The sequence below is a fragment of the Brevibacterium sp. CBA3109 genome, from assembly GCF_040256645.1.
Lineage (GTDB): Bacteria > Actinomycetota > Actinomycetes > Actinomycetales > Brevibacteriaceae > Brevibacterium > Brevibacterium koreense.
Genome location: NZ_CP158281.1, coordinates 987,631 through 1,006,524, shown reverse-complemented (window position 1 = coordinate 1,006,524; position 18,894 = coordinate 987,631). Strand labels below are relative to the sequence as shown.

Below are 18,894 nucleotides of genomic sequence, written 5' to 3'. Positions count from 1 at the left end.
ATGCACGACACCACAGATACGACCCCAGACATCGAAGTCGGTGAAGCAGTCCCAAACGGGCTGATCGTCACGGCCGAGGTCACTCTCAAAGACCGGTCGAATGTCTCCGTGTCCAAACCCACCCTCGATGCCGCTCTGGCCGTCATCCGGCGACGCCACCATAACCGGCAACCGATCATCGAACTTGCTCCAGTCCATGCACACGACACCATCTGCTTCCGAGCCGGTCGCTGGCGAGTCACTCCAACCGCTCTCGAACTCCTCGCCTCGAGCGAGACTGCGCCCACGACGTATCAAATCGAGTTCCACAACTTCTCGATCATTACTCCAGGTGAAGGTTCTATTGCCGCGAAATCCTCTTTGGCGACCGTCGTAGCCGCCGCCCAGTCGTTGGCCAACCGCAACGTCGACTCCTTCGAACTGACCTCCGCACTCCCCGGTTTCCGTGCGCTGGTCCTCGAACCAGAGAGTTTCGACGACACCGTCGAACTCTCCCCCGTCTCCGAGCTTCCGCCCAAGCCCACATCCAAGCCTCATACCCCAACACGAATCGACCGACTGATTGCTCGTGCCAAAGCCAAGTGGGCCACGATCAAGCCCGCCACATCGAAGAAGCCATCACCACGTGCACAGGCCTCGCCAAAGCCCCGCCTGCCGGATTCGAACTGGGCCAAGAGCGCACCAATCATCCTCGCTGCCGTCGCTGTACTCCTCGTCGGCCTCCTCATCCTGGGTCTCCTGCAACTTGCTCCCACGCGCCAACCAGAACCAGCAGCATCACCCACCTGGTTTACCCCGGCCCCCATCGCTCAACCTGCCGACGCCGAACTCCTCGATGGCTACGACAAGAAGCTGTGGGAACTGCCAGCCAACAAGACCGCAGCACTCGGCTGGTTCAAAGCAGGAGTCGCTTATGTCACGCCCGATAGTGGCGAGCTCGTCCTGACGAATACGACCAGCGGAGACGTGATCGGGAAGGCGAAACTCGATGGCCCCATCAAATACACGGCAGAGTTCACCAGCGGAGACACACCGGCAGTCGCCGCGCGTACCGATAAGACCGTCACCATCATCACAGGAAAGGGCACAACTCAAACGTGGCCAGTCGGGAAGGACCAGAAACTCAACGTCACCGGAACAACACCGATGATCACAACCAAAGACGGCGGTATCCAAGCACTACTGGTGGGGGAAAAGGAGCCGGTCACAGTCTCGTCCAATCCACAGTTCCTACCAGTGGCCATAGACGATCACGCGCTCATCCAAGTCGAGTCCGGGAAACCACGCCTCGTGAACGTGCCCTTCGGGGATAACAACGATGATGCAACCACGATCACGTTGGCCGCACCAACCAAGGGAGCAACGTTCGTGCGGCACATCACAGCCGGTCATGGACTGGCCGTCACTGAATGGTCGGTCGAAGGAACCAACTATGTCGTCGTCCACTCACTCACCAACGACGGTGCGGTCACCGGGGCAGCCGAGGCATCACCGGCCTCCCAGGATTGGAAAGTCGGACGCGGACTCGAGACGGCAATCATCGGCAACACTGCGTTCAACCTCGCCAACGGAACTGTTGCCGCACAGTCCACCGCGGACGATTTCACTACCGCGCTGGGGCCGGTAGCAATCATCGAATCCGGAGCCGACCGCACCTACTACCTCAACAAGCACACCTATACCGATCCAGATCGTGTCATCGGCTACACCAGCGAAGGCATCGCACTCGTGCGCGGCTCCAACGGTGTCGTCACCGCTAATGAGAAAGGTTCAACCAAATGACACAGCCAACACCCGCCAAGCGGCGCATTCTTGCCGCAGCTGTGGCCGTCGGGCTCGCAACGTCCGGGACGACTCTGGCAACTTCAATAGCTCACGCCGATGAGTCCAGCACCGAACACCCCACAGAGGCACCAGCCCCGGCACCCGAAGCCCCCAAAGCCGAAACCCGGCCAGCTCAACAGCCAGAGGCTGAACCGTCCGCCACGCCGGAGCCTGAAACCCCAGAAAAGGTGGATACCCAGCCCGCGAAGAGTCCAGGACCGGCCACGGACACTCCTCCGTCTGAGAAGGTCGGTACACAGCCTGCAACGAAGCCTGAGATGCCTGTCTCTGAACAGCCGACGGTTGAACCTCCTGTTGCGAAGAAGCCCGAGGAACCGGTCAAGGATGCAGAACCCTCGTTACCAGCGAAGGTGCCTACACCGGCCAATGACGATGGAGACCAAGAAGGTCCGCTAGACAATGAGGTGCCCGTCGACGAACCCACTGATGAGCCGTCGGAGGAACCTACCGATGAACCGAGTGAGGATCCTGATTCGCCGGAACCTCCCGATGAAGACTCCTACGACCCCACGAACCCAGGCGACCGCGAAGAGCCCGACCCCGAGGCCCCGGCTCCCCCGCCCGATTCTGAGCACGAGTACCCCGTGGACAACTCGGACCCGGTGACCGTCAAGCCTGCGATCCCTCCAGAGGACTACGACCAGACATCCATTGGTCTTGTCGACCCCAAGACAGGCAAACGCTCTCCCGTGGCCAGGGTCGACGGCTATGGCACATTCGTGACGCTGCCTGATGGATCAGTGACCTTCACTCCCGACAAGCCATTCGAAGGGTCCGTGACGATCAAATATTTCGTCAAGAACAGCGATGGAGACTGGGTAGTCGGCTGGTTCACCGTCCACGGTGGAGGAACGACCCCACCCGGAGACAATGACGCGACCGCAGACAGCGACGGCAACAACACCGATTCCGGAAACGTGACCGCCGACGGCGACGATTCCAACGCCACGTCTGATGCAGATACCGATAGTTCTGATGCAAGCAGCCGTGCCAATGGATCCGACGACGCTGGCGGCACGTCTGCCGACGACAACGCCTCAGCTGATGGTGCCAGCGGCAACCAGGACGACCAGGGCGCCGAAACCGCCGACGGTAATGACTCCGCTGCTGCTGGTGGCGATCGGGAAGCCGAAGCCAATGCCTCCGGCGATGACGCGACTGCAGATGCTCAGGATCCTCCTCCGGCTGCTGATAGTGACAGCAACGGAGGAACCTCGGATACTGCCGCTGGTGGAGGCACTGACGACACCGGGGCTGATGGCAGTGATGGAGACGAACCCAAAGCAGGCAACGACGGCGGTGACGACAAGGGCAAGGAAGACGAGGACAAGGATCAGCCGGACATAGCCGATGATTCCAACCTTGACGACAACGCACCGACCACTCCTGGCGATGTTCCCGATCTGCCGACCGGGCAGGGTGATGAGGACCAGTACCAGTCACCCGCTCCACGCGATGAGACAACCCTCGTCGATGGTGACGACGATGTCCCCAGCGATAAACCCGCCGACAGGTCCACTCCTTCACCCGATAAGACCGACGAAGTTGTCATCACCGATGGTGGTTCGCCCAAGGCCGGTGAACCGGCCAGTGAGGGCATCAACGGCGTCACTGTCGGTTTTAGCCTCGGATCACTCGTCGTCGCGACGATCGGCGGATTCATCCTCTTCGCTGTACTGCGTCGCAAGAAGAACGATCAGTAATCAACCATGATGACCACCGGCCCCGCTCCTTGGGGACGGTGGTCATTGCCGAAAGGCCCCCCGCCATGTTCTCACTCAAGTCGCTCCTCCCCGGTGCTGCCACCCTCGGTGCAGGCATCCTCGCCCTCGTCGTCATCGTGCCGATTCTCTTTGGACTCATGGCTGCGAGTGGGGCATGCGCACCGGTCAGCGACGGTGGCAATGGTGGAGGCGATGTCGGCGATATCGGTGACATTGACCCGAACGAGAAGGCACACGCACGGGCCGTGTTCGAGGTGCTCTCCGACAAGGGAATGTCGAACACCAATATCGCGGGAATCCTGGGTAACTGGTCTCAAGAATCTGGCGTCGATCCCACATGAGGTTCCCCGCAACTCGTGGACACGTGAGATACGTCACGCAGCCTGCGTAGACGCTTCCTTCTCCATCCGACCAGCCTCCCGACCAGCCTGGAACTTCCCTTCGAACTCCACCGGCGTCACCATCCCTAAAGCCGAATGCAACCGTCGCCGGTTATAGACAACCTCAATCCACCGCGCGACCTCACGCATCGCTTCGGCCCGCGTCTGCCACACACGACGATCGAAGAACTCCGTCTTCAACGACGACCAGAACGACTCGGACATCGCGTTGTCCCAGCACACCCCAGTCCGCCCCACCGACTGCTTCAACCCCAGCTGTGACGAGGCCTGATGCAACTGCGCAGACGTGTACTGGGCACCCCGATCGGCATGGAAAATTACGTCATGAGGAGTCATTGATCGCAGAGTGTGAGCCATCCGCAATGCTCGCTCCACGAGGTCACCATCCTGGCGAGCATCCATCGCCCACCCCAGCACTCTCCTGGAGCATCCGTCCCGGATCACACACAGGTACACGAACCCTTCCCACGTGCGTAAGTACGTAATGTCGCTGATCCATACTGCATCCAGCTCACCCTGATCCCAGACTCGTTTCACGAGGTCAGGAATGTGATAGGTCTCCACGCCCGGCAACGTTGTCACTGGCCGAAACCGTCTCGGACTGATTCCCTCAAGACCTTGCCGACGCATCGACCTCGCGACCGTCTTCTCATCAACACACACGTCTTCGCGCTCCAGACCAGCCTTGACTCTCGGTGCCCCGTACACAGCGTCTGAAGCCGTGTGGACCCGACGGACCTGGGCATCGAGGTCTCGCTGCATCCTCGTCCGCTTCGACGGGCCTTGCGCGCGTCGCTTCATCCACGCATAGAACCCGGACTTCGTCACGCCAAGCAACCTGGCCATGCGGCGGATCGAGTAGTTCGCCTTCTCCGCATGCATCAGTTCGAACTTCTCTTGTTTCGAGGCTTCGACGCGAAGAAGGCTGCTTTTCCCAAAAATTCATTATCCTCTTTGAGCTCGAAATTCTCCCGCCGCAACCGCGACAGTTCGGACCGCTCGTCCTCACCCAAGGGGCCAGTCGATTCGCCCTCGCCACGGAGTCGGTCCTTCTCGGCTTTGACCCAGGTGCCCAAGGTCTGCTCACCGATTCCGAGTTCCTTCGCCACTGCCGCGATCGACCGACCTGTGCTGATGACGAGATTCGCGGCCTCGATGCGGTACTCCGGAGTATAAGAGCGGCGTTGCCGTTTCTGATCTGACATGTTGAACATCCTTCCAGCAGGACCTGAAATCCCGCTAACTTGGGTGTCCACTATTCGAGGCTAACCTCACACAAGCGTTCAGGGCATCATGGACTCGCCCTACAAAATGACACCGAAGAAGCGCGAAAAGGCCGAATCCTCATCCGGTGGACTCGGCCTTGGGCAATGGACAGGTAATCGTAATAGCAAGCTCAAGGCCTATGGAAAGACGAAGGGCAAAGACTGGTGGACGATCGAGGTCCAGTTGAACTTCATGTCTGATCCCAAGGGCGACAATCCAGGCGACGTCACGATCTTCGAGAACATGATCAAGAAGGAACTGGATTCAGTTCCAGCTGCGACGAAGCACTTCCACGACAAGTGGGAACGAGCCGGGGCACCGAACATGCCCAATCGGATCAAGCAGGCGGAGAAGTGGTTCGACGAAATGAAGAACTGGAAGTCAGACAGCAAAGCACAGGCCGCCAGTGCTTCCACGGGAAGTGATGAGGCAATCGCCGGTGGAGCTGTCAACGTCCAGAAGAAGAAGCTTCCCCTCGGTAACGTAAAACCTCACGTTCAAGAAGCCGCCGAGGTGATTCACGACGAATACGACGGCATCACCGGAGTCGGTGGATATCGATCTGGCAACACATCTCGAGATCCTAACGGTCACCCTGCCGGTCTCGCCGTGGACTTCATGGTCCCGTTGAACAACGACGGCAAGGCACTCGGTGACGACGTCGCGAAGTTCGTCATCGACAACAACAAAGCACTCAACGTCAAATACGTCATTTGGTACCAACGCATCTACAACGTCGAACGCGCCGATGAGGGTTGGCGCAAGATGCCTGATCGCGGTGGTGACACTCAGAACCACAAGGACCACCCACACGTCTCATTTCGGTCAGAAGCCAAGGGGAACCCCAAGGATGCTGTCGGCAAGGGCGGAAAGGGCGGCGGGAGCGATGACAGTGATGATGGCAACGCCGCTAACGTCACCTGCGAGACCGAGGGCGGTGGCGGTTCAGATGGCGGCGGAGGTGGCGATGTCCCAGACGACGGTCGTCACAACCCCGGCCCATGGGGCGGGCACAAGAATGGTGAAATTCCGACCGACAAGCTCAAGAAGATCCCCTGGACGCCCAAGAGTAAGGAAGAGTTCCTCCGCAAGGACGCCACCGAGGCTCTCATTGCGATGAACAAGGCGTACAAGAAGGAGTTCCATTCGGATATCGCGATTACCGACGCCTATAGGGATCTCGCCGAACAGAAGATCCTCTTCAAGAAGTACGGACCTGGCCGTGCTGCCGTTCCGGGCAAGTCAAACCATGGCTGGGCTCTGGCCGTCGACTACGGAGGTGGCATCAATAAGTTCGGATCTCCGCAGCACAAGTGGATGCAGAAGAACGCGGAGAAGTTCGGGTGGGAGCATCCACCATGGGCTCGTGAAGGCCAGAAGAACCAAGAAGCGTGGCACTGGGAGTACTACGGCAAGGACAAGGAAACCGAAGCCTAATATCGCCGTCCTGATCAACGCGCAACCAGGCGATCGCCGTATAACCGATACGTATAGTGTTAAGGAGATCGACCATGAGTGAGTTCACTACCTTTTCAGACAATGAAGCCTGGGCGCTGCGCCGCCTGGTCAACATCGGTATCCATGACTTCGACATCCAATTCAGCCGTGACCCGAGGATGAAGGATCACCTGGAAATGCCACTCGAGAACTATAGGGCGATGCATGCCGGAATCAAGGCCAAGCTGGCGGCCAACACCACCATCGATGCCCGACTGTTCAGCCGAGACGAAACTCAGTTCATCGCGCACCTCGCGCAGTCCAGCATCGATCTCGGTGGAGCCTCACCCGATGACACAGAGGCACAGCATGCCGAAGAATGGGAGTCTCGAATCGTGACAAAAGCACACCACATGAACGAAGAACGACGCGCGACAGACTTCTCCCCCGCCCCGGACACACCAGCAGAGCCGTCGGTGGCTTGCCTCAATCGTGTCTACAACCGGGCCACACTCGAAGCTGCAGGAGACCGTCTCGACATCGGCGATTGGGACGCTCACCGCAAGCTGGCCCAAATCGCAGTCGAAAGCGGGTACGCCGCCGAAGTGACACAAGACTTCGTCAACGACACCGCAGAAAAGCAACCCCTCCAACATTCCATTCGCATACTTGGCGCCGACGAGATCCAGCCCAGAGACGTCGACTCAGCAGGCCTGTCAACCGAGTTCGATCCCATGGGCGGCACTCGTGAAGTCGAGCAGTTCACACCACAGAAGCCACACGGAGATTACGGGCGACAGACACCATTTGACGTCGCCCCAATCAACGCCGATGAACTAGGGTTCCCCCAGCCCTCGAATGCCCACATCGACGCCCTGGCCACCCAACCACCGCCGTCGGCCACCCAATCGTCGCTAACTCTGGACTGACCTCTCGACCATGCGTGGCCAGTCACTATAGTCGGAGACATCACCTTTTCCCGAGCAGAGAGCTGAACTGTGATTCCACGCCGCATCCTATTGGCCGATACCGCTATCGGAGTCGTCGCGACCGAAGGGCTCAGGGGCCTCACCCACCGGGCGGTCGATGACTCTGCTGGTCTCCCGCTGGGTTCTACCTCGAACTGCTATCGCACACGCGATGATCTCGTCACCGGCATCGCGTCTAGGATTCACACCCGGGTATCCTAAAGATCAGAACACGCACGCGCTTCACGCTTCACCGAGAGTGAGTATGGGACATTGCTGCTGACCGATGACCGGCACCTCTTCCGCACACTGGCGCTGTTCTCACTCGATCCTTCTTTGCCCGTTCCAGGTCGGTCTCGGATTTCTGCCACGCACGAGCTAATCGCGGACACCTTCGCAGACCTCGCTGGAACCGAGCAGACTTCCCCGCAGACGGTCGTGGGGCTCCTCATTGCCAACGTCATTGTCGACGACAGCGCCGATACGGCTTCAATCGAGCAGAACCTTCAGCTGCTGTAAATGCGCCTCCGTGATACTAGGTTCAGTCGTGGAAAGCATTACCGTTTTTTTGCGCTTCCACCTTGACCAAACTTCATAGCGACTATCTGCCGTCGCGTGGTATTCGGGCGGTGATCCCGGAGAAGAAAGAGCAGATCGTACTTCGGAAGAAGCGCGGGAGCGAGGGTGGACCCCCGCCGACGTTCGAGGCCGGGGCGTACCGGAACCGCAATTTCGTGGAACGCTCGTTTGCCAACCTCAAGCAATGGCGAGGATTAGCTACACTATACGACAAGCTCGCCATCACGTATCGAGCGGCAGCCGTGATCAGCGCGATCCTGACATGGCTAGGCCGATAAAGCAGACATGCCCTAGTCTCTAGCAGACACCGCCCAGATCGAACTGTCATCGATCGTTTTGGCGATGTCGGGGAGGTCGATTTCAGTGAAGACTTCTCCGCTGTCTCGGTCGTACTGCACAAGACGGACGTTTCCTGCTTCTTGCTGAAAGGTCACTACGGTCAATGCACTCTCAGTGAAATCCACGACCCGGATATCGGTGGTGTTGTCGTAGCCATCCACAAGGTCGAAGAGTTTGTGGCTGATACCGGTCGTAACATCTGTGCGCCATGCCCGTCCGAAATCATCGACCCAGTCGAAATTGTTGCCTTGCAGCGACTGCTGGGAGGAACCATTAATCTCGAAAGTGGACTGGTCGGGGCCTGTCACCGGTTTGCCGTCAGTGGTGACGAGTTCGAGTTCAGTCATGTCGCCGGAATCGGTGTCCCATTTTCGTAGCACCGGGCTAGTCTCACCTGAATCAGCATAGATGCTGGCCAAGTGGTACAGACTACCGTCAACGCAGGGCGCGTCCGTTGCCTCCTGACCTGACGAGTTGACGGCCTGAATGGATACATTCTTTTCCTCGACCGCGGTCCCGGACGTCAGTTGATTCAACATCAGCCTCGTGTAGCCATCTGCTTCCTTGGCCTCGACCCCTTGTCGTTCGGCCTCGTCATGGTACTTACCTAAAGGTTCGGCTATCCCGTAGAGGTCACCGTCGCAGAATCCGGTGACTTGGAAATAACCTTCAACCTCGGTGAAGTCGGACCCCTTCTTGGATGATGTGACGAGTTGTTCGACGTAGCTGTCTTCCTCGTAGCCGTCGTTGTAGAGACCGATCACTGTCCCGTCATCGCTGAGAGACAGGGCTTGCTGGTAATCAGTCTTCGTATCCGTGGGTATCACTTCAGTCGAGGTACCCACGATGTAGTCATTCTCTGTATCGGAGAAGGCCAGTTTGTCCTTGTTCCAGTCCAACTGCGCATGTTGCATGATTGTGGTCTCGATGACGGAGGTTTCACCGTCCTCTTTGACCAGGACGACGTACCCCTTGTCGTCGGATTCAACCACCCCGGACTGTTGACGGCTGATCGTGAAGGCGGCGATTACACCGGTGGTGGTGGCGTCCCGCGTCGAAGTGGTCGGTTCCGGGGTTGCGGAGCAACCGGTGAGCAGGGCTATCAGTGAGGCGGCGCACACCCTCCCGAGTTTCTTCATTGCGCTCCTGCGGCGTGAGGGTGTCGCGGGTGCAATAGCACCCGCGACACAGTGAAGTTTCAGGTTACTTGATCGTCTTGTAGACGTGCGCGTGCTTCGAATCCTTGATGTTGTAGGGGTAGACGCCGGGGCCACCATTTCCGTCCAGGTCAATCTTGACGGATGCTTTGTATGCCGCCCACACAAGTTGAGAGCAGTTCATTTTCGCGCTGCCGGTTTTCTTGTTCACCGCGAAGTTCGAACTGTACTTCTTTCCTCGGAGCTTGTTGTAAGCGTACGATCCGGCCTTGTTTCCCTACGTGTCAGGCTTGAGCGGTGCCAAGTTCACGTGCCCAGTCTCGGGCCTCATCGCCGTGCATTGTCTGCATATTCATTGTCTTTGTCCTTTCCACCAGTTCTGCACTTCTTCGTTCCTCTGGTCTCTCCGGGGATCTCTTCGAGAAGGTCCAACTGCCCCGGCATTTCGGTCTCGTCTGACTCTGGTGTTGTCGTCATCGTCATCACTCCCTGATCGCGCCTTCGGGACCGTGGATATTGATGTCGATGTCGACGATCGATGCGCCCCACGTGTAGACGACGGCAATCCAGTGCCACCACCAGCGCACGTCCAACCAGTGCAAGTACCATGGGCCCGAATACGACAGCTCACCCAGCGTTCCCAACGTCATCAGGACTGTCAGCACGACCACGGCGATAAATCCACCGATCTTCATCACTGATCACCCCTCACTGAGTTCTGCAGAAGATCCCTGACCAAGGCGTGAATCGTGAAACACCAGTGGTTTGGGAGCGCGGAGTTCGTCAATTTTGTCCGGGGTGACGTAGACAAGCCGAGTCCGGTTCTGACCGATCCTGATTCCCATGCCGATGAGCTTGGCTGTGGACCAGGCGATCACGAGCGTGACAGTTCCCCCAGCGACTTGTTCAGCCGGTGCTTCCCTGGCCCAGGAGATGGCATCGACAAGGATCGGCGAGTGCGTCAACCACGTCACGACGTACCCCACAGCAGCGACCCAGCCTCCGATGCCCAACAGTTGTCGCAGCTTCGAAGTTGGTCGCTGATATACCGTGACCGGCTGGTATCGGCCAGCAACGTCGTCACCAACCGCGCGCCCTGTTCTGGCGCCGAACCATCCCATCCACATCGGCCACGACCTCTTGCGTCTTCCACCACCAGGAGACTCAAGGGTGTTCGCTTCGCAGGTGCACCTCTCGGTCCGGTCTTTCTCGGTCGGGAGCTGGTAGTAGCCGATAAACGGCCATTCGTGGCCAGTCGACGACACCGGGTTCGTATGGTGCTCAGTCATGAGTTTCCTCCTCGATACGATCAGCGCGGTCACGCAGCCACGCCCCGATATCCGGTTTCACAGAAGCGAACCTCCACACGATCGTCGAGAGCATTCGCCCGTCGAGCTCCAAATCGTCAGCGGCCTCTCTCAACGCTCGAGCCGCAACGTTGCGATCGGTGTCTTCAGTCATGGCTGCCCCCTGTGCTCCTGCCTCCATCAGTTGAGTCGTCCGACTCGTCGAATGCCTCCGGCGGTAGATCGCGGGCCTCGACGACCACCGGTCCGGGCAGTCCCACGTCCATGAGTCCCGACATGCTGGCTCCGTCGGGAACTTCATTAACCTCGAGCTGAAAGTGCCACCACACCTGGTCACACCTCATGCACTCGGCGTTGTCGACACAGGCCACACGGTCATACGCCATGAACAGGACTCGCTCGTCGCCTTCCAGGCTCACCTGAATCAGCGGTTTGGCATTGAACGGATGAAGGGAGCCGACCCCGGTCCACGCGAGGCTGTCGACTAGCGGTGTCGCTCGGACATCGTCTGAGTCAAAGTGTCCTGCGTAGAGGAACGGGACTTCCGTCTTCGTCCCGAGAAGATGAACGATGTGCTCTTCAACTGCTTCGAGTGTGGCCGCAGAGCGAAGGAACGGCACTGCCGTTTGGAGTGTGGTCGTGGTGTCCTCAGGCATCGGTGCCTCCTACGAAGATATGTGGATGTGATTCCCGCAGTGCGGCCAGTCGGCGGCGTCCGGTCTTGTCACTGAATCCGAACTGTCCTGCCAGGTCCGCACCTGATGTGTCCTGTCCTTCAGCCGTGCGCTCGGTGATGAAGTGGACAAGTGCGTCAATGTCCGAGGGTGTGGTCTTTGGTTTTTCGTCCGCGGGTGCAGTTGGTTTGACCGGCTCGGCTGTTTCTGGGTCGGGGACGCTCGTCAGCCAGGGTGTGCGAGGAAGTGCGAACTGTTCGCCTTCTTCGGCTGCGTGCGCTGCACGAGTGGCCAGGGCGTCCCGTTGTGCTCGGACGACTTCGAGGTTGGTGGCGTGTTGTTCTCGTGCCAGCTCAGCGTCTTGCCGCGCGGCTTCACGTTCGGCTTCGACTTCGAGCTGTTTGCGTTCGCGCTCGGCCTGTTCAGCCAACCACTCTGCCTCGGCCTGCTTCTCACGACGGCGAGAGATTGGATCCTCGACGGCGACTCGTGAGAGCTGCTCGGTCGCTGCGAATACGGCGAAGGGGACCATTCCGGCGATGACGGCTCCGATGATGCCCTGCCACGACCCGGCCTGAGCGTCGCCGTACGAGAGTGCGTGAGCGACGTTGGCGATCACGGACAGTCCAGTGAACGCGGCCAGCAGTGCCCACGATTGCCAGGTCTTCTCGCCACGTGTTTTGTGGATGAGGATCGATCCGGCGTAGACGAGGATCGCGGTATCGATGAACGCCGGTACCGCCCAGTGCATCCACGAGGGAAGACCGAGCCAGGACGCGACTTCCATGAGCGCGACGAAACTGATGGCGAAAGCCACAAGGCCGGCGAAAGCAACACCGATGGTGATGAGGCGAACGAACCTATGATCATCCGGGTTGATCCGCGACTTCGGGCCAGTATTGACAGCAGTAGTCACCTCGTTCGGTGTACCCTGGTCGTGCCTTTGAATTTTGTGAAATGCTCTTGCATGGTTCTCTGGCTGGGCGGCCTCATCCTTTACGGGTGAGGTCGCTCTTTCTTCGTCAGAGTTCGTGTGGGCCAGTGCCGTGTTGTCAGTAGTCATCTCTGCCTCTCTCACTGGTCGACCGGGCCGATCCAGTCACATGAAACTCCGCCGTTTCCGTCCTCGCCGTCGTAGACGACGCAGGTGATCGTGCGTCCGTCCTCGAGGACAATGGGTTCTTCGTGCAGTCCTTGCCCGTCGCCTCGTTCATCGAGCACCGATGGGTCGTTGGTTTCGTTGGAACCGTCCTCGGGAGCTTCCTCAACCTTCGTGGGCTGGCAGCCTGCCAATGCGGTAGTCAGGATCGCTGTTGCGATAAGGACGAGTGATTTCTTCACGGATGTGGTCTTCATAGGTGTTCCAATCACTTGGTCTTCGTGGTGGTGAGTTGCTTCATCACGAACGGCCCCGGCTGATGACTTGGAGGTTCGTCATGGTCTTCTTGATCGACCCGACAGTGTCCGAATGCGTCAGTGCCGCCTGGAATGTGGGGGCCGGCTGAGTAGCCATGGCCGAAAGCAGGTCGGAGAGGACTCCGAGGGCATCGGCGACGTCGCGGCCTAGATCCTCGACCTTGTCGCCTTCGAGAGTCGCGAGGTCTGAGACTCCCCCGCTGAACGCGACCTCGAGGAGCTTGGACTGCTTCTTCACCATTGGTAGTGGTGCGGCTGCCCCGTAGTGGAGTTCTCGGATAGCGCGGACTACATGCTCACGGCCAGGAGTGTTACTCGACTCGTTGAGATTCACGGAAGCCGGTTCGAGCCCGGAAATGGAAGCGAGATCGTAGTCCTCTGCCTCATCGTCCTCGATGACTTCAGCATCGACGATGTTCTCCATCGCTGGGTTAGGCACGGAGGTGGGCTTCGGAGGCTGTTCGCGACCGTAACGCTTCCCGTCCAGACCGATGACCGGATCTCGGTTTTCACGTGATTCAAATGAATCACCAGGAACGCTCAATCTGCGCACCACTGTGGGTTGGCTCAGGTCTGTCGCTGACGCGATTCCTCGAGTGCTCATGCCAGCCTCGCGCAATTCCGCGATTACTTGTTCCTGAAGTTCTTTAGGCGGCCGCAAGCTCACATCTCGAAACTCTTCGTCCAAGTAGTCTTGCCAAGACTCATAATCCAGGGCAAGCCAAATTCGCCCTCGCCACGCTGTCGAGATCTTCACCTGCAGAGAACCGTAGTCGGCTCTGAGCTCGTCGGTGAGCTCTCGAGCCTCATCCGCTGAAAACCGGCTCACGAGTTCGGTGCTCATGCTGACACCGCCAGTTCCGAATCGATACCTTCGAACAATCGCGTGAAGGGCACATCAAGCGCCTTTGCGAGATCTACAAGCTCGTTCATTCGCCATTCCGTGCGGCCATGAAGCCGAGATGAGAATGTTGCCGGAGTGAGGCCAATTGATTCTGCGGTCTTCTGCCCTAGCCAGTCGCGACGCGCCATGGCTGCTTTGATGTTGCCCCTCAGGACCATTTGATAGCTCATGGGACGACCGTAGTCCCCTCAGGACTATTCTGCAAGCTACAAATGTCCCGTGTCGAATATTTTTCTCCCAGAGACTATGGCAAAGTCCGCAAGCGGGATAGAATTGCTACATGAGTACATCAGTTGAACCAGAAGTTGATCTGGCGCGAGAAGCAAACTTGAAGGTCAGCAGCGAGGTCAGAGCGTGGTTGGCCCGCAGGGGCCTGAGGCAGATTTGGCTCGCGGAACTCTTGGAAATCGGCCAATCGGCGGTCTCTAAACGGCTTCGCGGCGTACTACCGTTCACGGCACCTGAGTTGATGATGATCGCGAATGCACTTGACGTGTCTTTGGCTGAGCTGCTCGGCGAACTCGTGAATGAGAAGAACCCCCACCCGGTGGATGGAGGTTCTTCGGAATCGAGTAGCGGGAGGGGGGCTCGATCCCCCGACCTCACGATTATGAGTCGTGCGCTCTAACCAGCTGAGCTACCCCGCCCCAGCGCCGCATTTAAGCGGCACGAGAGCCCCGAAAGGGATTCGAACCCTTGACCTTCTCCTTACCATGGAGATGCTCTACCGACTGAGCTATCGGGGCAACAGGTAAGAATTTACACGGCTTCGCGCGACGAGGGCAAATCGGCGTTCAGTGACGTCACTCACAGATCGCAGCAGTTCACTTCACCGGGTCGAATCGACCCGCCAGGAATCCCTGCAGACGACCGGGTTGGTTGGTGATGATGCCATCGACCTCGGCGTCGAGGAGTTCGCGCCATTCGTCCATGGAATCGGCCGTCCACACGAATACGCCCAGGTCATTGTCGCGGATCTCGGTGACAACGGATCTGCGCATGGAGAATCCCTTGAACGAGGGATTGATCGCGACCGCTCCCAGCTCCCGTGCGATCTCGATGTCCTCGGGGCGCGGGACCATGCGCAGGAGGAATCGTGAGACCATCGGCAGCATGTCCCTGCAGGCGGCCAGCGTCTCGGTGTTGAACGACTGCACGACCATCCGATCGGCAGCGCCGGTCTCGACGACGAGCTCGGAGATCTGAGCCACTGCGCCGGATGACCACTCTCCTTTGAGCTCGAGCAGGAGCTCGCCGCCTCGGTGCTGGATGTCTCGCATCACGGCCGCCAGCGTGGGAATCCGGACACCGGTGAATCCCGGGCCCATCCAAGAGCCGGCGTCAACGAAGGACAGCTCCTCTGCCGTCAGGTTCGCCACCGGACCTTTCCGGTTCGTGGTCCGATCAAGATCCGGGTCATGGAGGATGATCGGGACTCCATCGGCGCTCGTCGAGGTGTCGACTTCGATGAGGTCCACGTCGAGGGCACGGGCCGCGTCCACCGCGGCGAGGCTGTTCTCCGGGGCCACACCGGAATAGCCGCGGTGAGCGATCACCAGTGGACGCTTCGACGAACCGGGTCGTTCGGCGATGCCTCGTTCGTGCAGGAACTGCAGAAAACTCATACGCCCAGACTATGCCCTGCGCTGGCCCTCGTTTCAATCCCAGCGCTTTCCGTCTCTGTGCAGGACGCCACATCACCTATGCATCAGACGCCCCACTTTGCACGGTGACGCCTGCTCTGACGTGTCGTCACAGTCTTAGATGCTGAGAAAGGCATAGGCACTATGTGGAAACAGGCAATAACGTACTCTCTGTGAGTCACTTCATATTTTCGCTTTTGTGGACGTGACGATCGAACTCACACAACACTCACCACCTTGAAAGGTTCGCTATGGAAGCAATATTTGCGGCCACGATCGTTCTCGCCTTCATCGCCCTCGGCGAATTGGTCTCGATCTGGTCCAAGGCTCGCGTGCCCAGCCTGCTCGTGGCGATGCTGGGCATCTTCATCTTCGCGAAGATCGGCATCGTCCCCGACACCGTCGTCGACGATTCGATGCTCGTCCAGATCTACACGATCCTCGTCGCTCCGCTGCTCTTCCACATGGGTACGCTCATTCCGCTGCGGGTGATGCTCAAACAGTGGCGTTCGGTCGTCATCGCGCTCTCCGGCATGGTCGTCGCCGTCGGGCTCATCTTCCTCGTCATCGCGCCCATCTTCGGGTTCGAGACCTCCGTCGCCGGCTCCGGGCCCCTGGCCGGCGGAATCGTCGCCACCGGCCTTACGACCGAGGGACTGACAGCGACCGGAGCAGCCTCGGCGATCATCGTGCTCCCTGCACTCGTGCTCATGCTGCAGTCGCTGCCGTCGATGCCGCTGACGAACTTCCTGCTCCGCCGCTACGCCACCAAGCTGCGCGACAGCGGGGAGCTCCACGAACTCGCCGCTGCACACCACGAGGAGGAGGAAGAGGCCGCCACGAAGAAGAAGCTGGTGACCCTGCCGCCATTCCTCATAGACAACCAGCTGTTCATGCTCTTCCTCGTCCTCATCGGCGGTTCGATCGCGACGCTGCTGGCCGGCCCGACACACATTCCGGCATCAATCCTCGCGCTCATCCTCGGCATCGCGGCAACCGCGATCGGCCTGTCCCCGGACAAGGCGATGGAACGGTCGAACTCCTTCGGTGTCGCCATGTCCGGCGTGATCGCCATCGTCATGGCCCCGCTGGTCTCTGCTTCGGTTCAGGACGTCATCAACGCGTTCCTGCCCACCGTCTCGATCCTCATCGTCGGCATCATCGGCATCATCGGCGGTGGCTTCATTGCCACGAAGCTGCTGAGGTGGAAGGCTCCGCTGGGTATGTCTGTGGCACTGACCGCCATGTACGGCTTCCCAGCCGACTATCTGCTGACCAACGAGGTCGCTCGCTCCATCGCCCGCGATGACGACGAGAAGGAAGCCCTGCTCAACGTCATGTTGCCGCCGATGCTCGTCGGCGGCTTCACCTCGGTCAGCTCCGGTTCCGTCGTCATCGCCAGCGTCCTCGTCGGAATGCTGTGAGCACCCTCCTGACCGAAGCAAATGCCCTTCTGCCCCAGCTGCAGGAGCTCCGACGTCGGCTGCACGCCCACCCCGAGGTCGGTCTCGACCTGCCACGCACACAGGCTGCGGTGCTCACCGCACTCGAGGGCCTCGACCTGGAGGTGAGCACTGGCGTCGAGACCACCTCGGTGGTGGCAGTTCTGCGGGGAGCCCACCCCGACAAGCCCGCGCATGCTCCTGCTGTCCTCCTGCGCGGCGACATGGACGCACTGCCCATCGAAGAGCTGACCGACGAACCGTTCAAGTCCACGAACAAGAGCATGCACGCCTGTGGCCACGACCTGCACACCGCGGGCCTCGTCGGTGCAGTGCGGTTGCTGCATCAGCACCGCGAGGACCTTGCAGGCGACGTCGTCTTCATGTTCCAGCCCGGCGAGGAGGGCCACAACGGCGCCTCCGTGATGATCAACGAGGGTGTCCTCGACGCTGCGGGACCGCGGGTAATCGCCGCCTTCGGAGCCCATGTCCACATGGGTCCCAGTGGCCTCGTCTCGACGAAGCCCGGGACTCTGCAGGCCGGTTCCAACGTCCTTCACATCACCCTTCATGGACGTGGCGGCCACGGATCCCAGCCGCAGTCGGCGATCGATCCGGTGCCGGCCCTGGCCGAACTCGTCACCGCTCTGCAGAGCATGGTCAGTCGACGCATCAACACCTTCGACCCGATAGCCCTGTCCGTGACCCAGCTGAAGGCCGGTGACGCAATCAACGTCATCCCCGCCTCGGCGACTCTCGGGGCCACCGTCCGCACCCTTTCCCAGGAGTCGCTGGACATTGTGAGGACCCAGTCGAAACAGCTGGCCAAGGGCATCGCCGAAGCCCACGGCTGCACCGCAGAGGTGGACTTCCAGGTTCAGTATCCCGTGACGGTCAACGACGAGGCTGAGACCGCGTGGACTCTTGACCAGGTCCGCGGCCTGTTGGGCGAGGACCGGGTGGAGGTCTCACCGCACCCGATCATGCCCAGCGAGGACTTCTCGTTCGTCCTTCACGAGGTTCCTGGCACCTACATGATGCTCGGCGCCAAACGCACGGACGTGCCCGAGGAGCGGCAGGGAGACAACCACTCCCCCTTCGTCATCTTCGACGACACCGTGCTGGGAGATCAGGCGGCTCTGCTATCTCGCCTGGCCCTCGAACGTCTGCGCACAGAGATCTAGTTCCGTTTCCTGCGCCACCACCGCCGAGGCTGTACCCGCTCCTCACCCTGACCTGTTGTCGGGGCCGGGGGAGGGTCACTCTTTGCGGCTCGACGGTGATGCCACGCCGCGATCTCGTGCTCGACCTTCCGGGGTGGGGTGAAGACTGGCGGTCCCTCACGCAGGTCCATGACCGCAGCACGAACACGATCGTTGAACCCCGCGAGATAGGTGCGTACGTCGGACTCCTTCGTGAAGACGTCCAGGGTTTCCTCGAGGACAGCGTTTTCCTTGCGCAGCTGGAAGGCAGCAGGAGCGACGCCGCTCATGTCTTCGTGGTCCATCTTCGCCTTGATCCACCAGTCGGGATCCTGGGAATTGTGGAGACCGGACAGCGGCTTGCCCAGGCCGGGAAGGTCATCGAAGTCACCGCGCCTGATCGCCTTGTCCAGTGCAGATTCGACGATCGCGTTGCGATCCTCGAGGGAATTCACTCGGCGAGGAGCATCTTCCTCGTTCATAGCGGTGCCTCCGTCATCCTGACCACTTTTCTACACGCTATAGAAGCGACGAAGACCAAGCAATGGGGGCACAAACGAAGAAGCCCTGTGATCATGTGATGATCACAG

21 protein-coding genes, 2 tRNA genes and 2 pseudogenes are annotated in these 18,894 nt (G+C 59.6%); 9 read left to right on the top strand and 16 right to left on the bottom strand.

The window, feature by feature from the left end; genetic code table 11:
* From AAFP32_RS04610 to AAFP32_RS04600, 3 genes are all read left to right on the top strand, one after another.
* The gene (locus AAFP32_RS04610; protein ID WP_350270831.1) at positions 1-1,782 is read left to right on the top strand and encodes a hypothetical protein; all 1,782 of its coding nucleotides are present in this window, start codon (positions 1-3) and stop codon (positions 1,780-1,782) included.
* Complete coding sequence (locus AAFP32_RS04605) at positions 1,779-3,548, top strand: hypothetical protein (protein WP_350270830.1); 1,770 nt, start codon at positions 1,779-1,781, stop codon at positions 3,546-3,548. Before AAFP32_RS04610 ends, AAFP32_RS04605 begins: the two co-directional genes overlap by 4 nt.
* A gap of 65 nt (positions 3,549-3,613) precedes the next feature.
* Positions 3,614-3,910: a phage tail tip lysozyme gene (locus AAFP32_RS04600; RefSeq protein ID WP_350270829.1), complete on the top strand. Its 297-nt coding sequence runs from the start codon at positions 3,614-3,616 to the stop codon at positions 3,908-3,910.
* Between the two features lie 33 nt (positions 3,911-3,943).
* Here the strand turns inward: AAFP32_RS04600 and AAFP32_RS04595 are convergent.
* Positions 3,944-5,175: pseudogene (locus AAFP32_RS04595) on the bottom strand (IS3 family transposase).
* Between the two features lie 106 nt (positions 5,176-5,281).
* Between AAFP32_RS04595 and AAFP32_RS04590 the strand changes: the two are divergent.
* From AAFP32_RS04590 to AAFP32_RS04580, 3 genes are all read left to right on the top strand, one after another.
* The gene (locus AAFP32_RS04590) at positions 5,282-6,673 is read left to right on the top strand and encodes a phage tail tip lysozyme (RefSeq protein WP_350270828.1); all 1,392 of its coding nucleotides are present in this window, start codon (positions 5,282-5,284) and stop codon (positions 6,671-6,673) included.
* Between the two features lie 74 nt (positions 6,674-6,747).
* Positions 6,748-7,602 (top strand): hypothetical protein, encoded by an 855-nt coding sequence (locus tag AAFP32_RS04585; RefSeq protein WP_350270827.1) that lies wholly within the window; start codon positions 6,748-6,750, stop codon positions 7,600-7,602.
* Between the two features lie 668 nt (positions 7,603-8,270).
* Positions 8,271-8,498 carry a transposase gene (locus AAFP32_RS04580; RefSeq protein ID WP_350271452.1) on the top strand — a complete coding sequence of 76 codons (228 nt, stop codon included), beginning with the start codon at positions 8,271-8,273 and terminating at the stop codon, positions 8,496-8,498.
* A 12-nt stretch (positions 8,499-8,510) separates the two neighbouring features.
* Here AAFP32_RS04580 and AAFP32_RS04575 read toward each other — a convergent pair whose 3' ends face one another.
* The 11 genes from AAFP32_RS04575 to AAFP32_RS04525 form a co-directional block, all read right to left on the bottom strand.
* Positions 8,511-9,698, bottom strand: coding sequence for a hypothetical protein (locus tag AAFP32_RS04575; RefSeq protein ID WP_350270826.1), 1,188 nt, complete (start codon positions 9,696-9,698; stop codon positions 8,511-8,513).
* A gap of 64 nt (positions 9,699-9,762) precedes the next feature.
* On the bottom strand, positions 9,763-9,927 hold the full coding sequence (locus AAFP32_RS04570; RefSeq protein ID WP_350270825.1) for a hypothetical protein: 165 nt from the start codon (positions 9,925-9,927) through the stop codon (positions 9,763-9,765).
* A 116-nt stretch (positions 9,928-10,043) separates the two neighbouring features.
* A complete protein-coding gene (locus tag AAFP32_RS04565; RefSeq protein WP_350270824.1) occupies positions 10,044-10,193 on the bottom strand; it encodes a hypothetical protein in 150 nt (49 codons plus the stop codon).
* Between the two features lie 5 nt (positions 10,194-10,198).
* Positions 10,199-10,414, bottom strand: a complete 216-nt coding sequence (locus AAFP32_RS04560) for a hypothetical protein (protein WP_350270823.1) — start codon at positions 10,412-10,414, stop codon at positions 10,199-10,201.
* 3 nt (positions 10,415-10,417) lie between these two features.
* Positions 10,418-11,005, bottom strand: a complete 588-nt coding sequence (locus AAFP32_RS04555) for a hypothetical protein (protein WP_350270822.1) — start codon at positions 11,003-11,005, stop codon at positions 10,418-10,420.
* The gene (locus AAFP32_RS04550; RefSeq protein WP_350270821.1) at positions 10,998-11,177 is read right to left on the bottom strand and encodes a hypothetical protein; all 180 of its coding nucleotides are present in this window, start codon (positions 11,175-11,177) and stop codon (positions 10,998-11,000) included. Before AAFP32_RS04550 ends, AAFP32_RS04555 begins: the two co-directional genes overlap by 8 nt.
* Positions 11,170-11,679 carry a hypothetical protein gene (locus AAFP32_RS04545; RefSeq protein WP_350270820.1) on the bottom strand — a complete coding sequence of 170 codons (510 nt, stop codon included), beginning with the start codon at positions 11,677-11,679 and terminating at the stop codon, positions 11,170-11,172. Before AAFP32_RS04545 ends, AAFP32_RS04550 begins: the two co-directional genes overlap by 8 nt.
* Positions 11,672-12,613, bottom strand: coding sequence for a DUF2637 domain-containing protein (locus tag AAFP32_RS04540; protein ID WP_350270819.1), 942 nt, complete (start codon positions 12,611-12,613; stop codon positions 11,672-11,674). The genes AAFP32_RS04545 and AAFP32_RS04540 overlap by 8 nt, the downstream gene beginning before the upstream one ends.
* A gap of 158 nt (positions 12,614-12,771) precedes the next feature.
* Positions 12,772-13,053 (bottom strand): hypothetical protein, encoded by a 282-nt coding sequence (locus AAFP32_RS04535; protein ID WP_350270818.1) that lies wholly within the window; start codon positions 13,051-13,053, stop codon positions 12,772-12,774.
* 43 nt (positions 13,054-13,096) lie between these two features.
* Positions 13,097-13,552, bottom strand: coding sequence for a hypothetical protein (locus AAFP32_RS04530; protein ID WP_350270817.1), 456 nt, complete (start codon positions 13,550-13,552; stop codon positions 13,097-13,099).
* Positions 13,553-13,953: 401 nt separating this feature from the next.
* The gene (locus AAFP32_RS04525; RefSeq protein ID WP_350270816.1) at positions 13,954-14,187 is read right to left on the bottom strand and encodes a helix-turn-helix transcriptional regulator; all 234 of its coding nucleotides are present in this window, start codon (positions 14,185-14,187) and stop codon (positions 13,954-13,956) included.
* 110 nt (positions 14,188-14,297) lie between these two features.
* On the opposite strand from AAFP32_RS04525, the pseudogene AAFP32_RS04520 reads away from it, so the two are divergent.
* Positions 14,298-14,504 (top strand): annotated as a pseudogene (locus AAFP32_RS04520) (hypothetical protein); the annotation flags it as partial.
* An 86-nt stretch (positions 14,505-14,590) separates the two neighbouring features.
* On the opposite strand, the gene AAFP32_RS04515 reads toward AAFP32_RS04520, so the two are convergent.
* The 3 genes from AAFP32_RS04515 to AAFP32_RS04505 form a co-directional block, all read right to left on the bottom strand.
* Positions 14,591-14,664 (bottom strand) — tRNA-Met (locus AAFP32_RS04515).
* A 26-nt stretch (positions 14,665-14,690) separates the two neighbouring features.
* A tRNA-Thr gene (locus AAFP32_RS04510) sits at positions 14,691-14,763 on the bottom strand.
* A 78-nt stretch (positions 14,764-14,841) separates the two neighbouring features.
* On the bottom strand, positions 14,842-15,642 hold the full coding sequence (locus AAFP32_RS04505; protein ID WP_350270815.1) for a glycerophosphodiester phosphodiesterase: 801 nt from the start codon (positions 15,640-15,642) through the stop codon (positions 14,842-14,844).
* 269 nt (positions 15,643-15,911) lie between these two features.
* Between AAFP32_RS04505 and AAFP32_RS04500 the strand changes: the two genes are divergently transcribed.
* Together AAFP32_RS04500 and AAFP32_RS04495 are read left to right on the top strand one after the other, a co-directional pair.
* Positions 15,912-17,084 carry a hypothetical protein gene (locus tag AAFP32_RS04500; RefSeq protein ID WP_350270814.1) on the top strand — a complete coding sequence of 391 codons (1,173 nt, stop codon included), beginning with the start codon at positions 15,912-15,914 and terminating at the stop codon, positions 17,082-17,084.
* Positions 17,081-18,286 (top strand): M20 family metallopeptidase, encoded by a 1,206-nt coding sequence (locus tag AAFP32_RS04495; RefSeq protein WP_350270813.1) that lies wholly within the window; start codon positions 17,081-17,083, stop codon positions 18,284-18,286. The genes AAFP32_RS04500 and AAFP32_RS04495 overlap by 4 nt, the downstream gene beginning before the upstream one ends.
* On the opposite strand, the gene AAFP32_RS04490 is transcribed toward AAFP32_RS04495, so the two are convergent.
* Positions 18,283-18,786 carry a DUF1992 domain-containing protein gene (locus AAFP32_RS04490; protein ID WP_350270812.1) on the bottom strand — a complete coding sequence of 168 codons (504 nt, stop codon included), beginning with the start codon at positions 18,784-18,786 and terminating at the stop codon, positions 18,283-18,285. The genes AAFP32_RS04495 and AAFP32_RS04490 overlap by 4 nt on opposite strands.
* Positions 18,787-18,894: the final 108 nt, after the last annotated feature.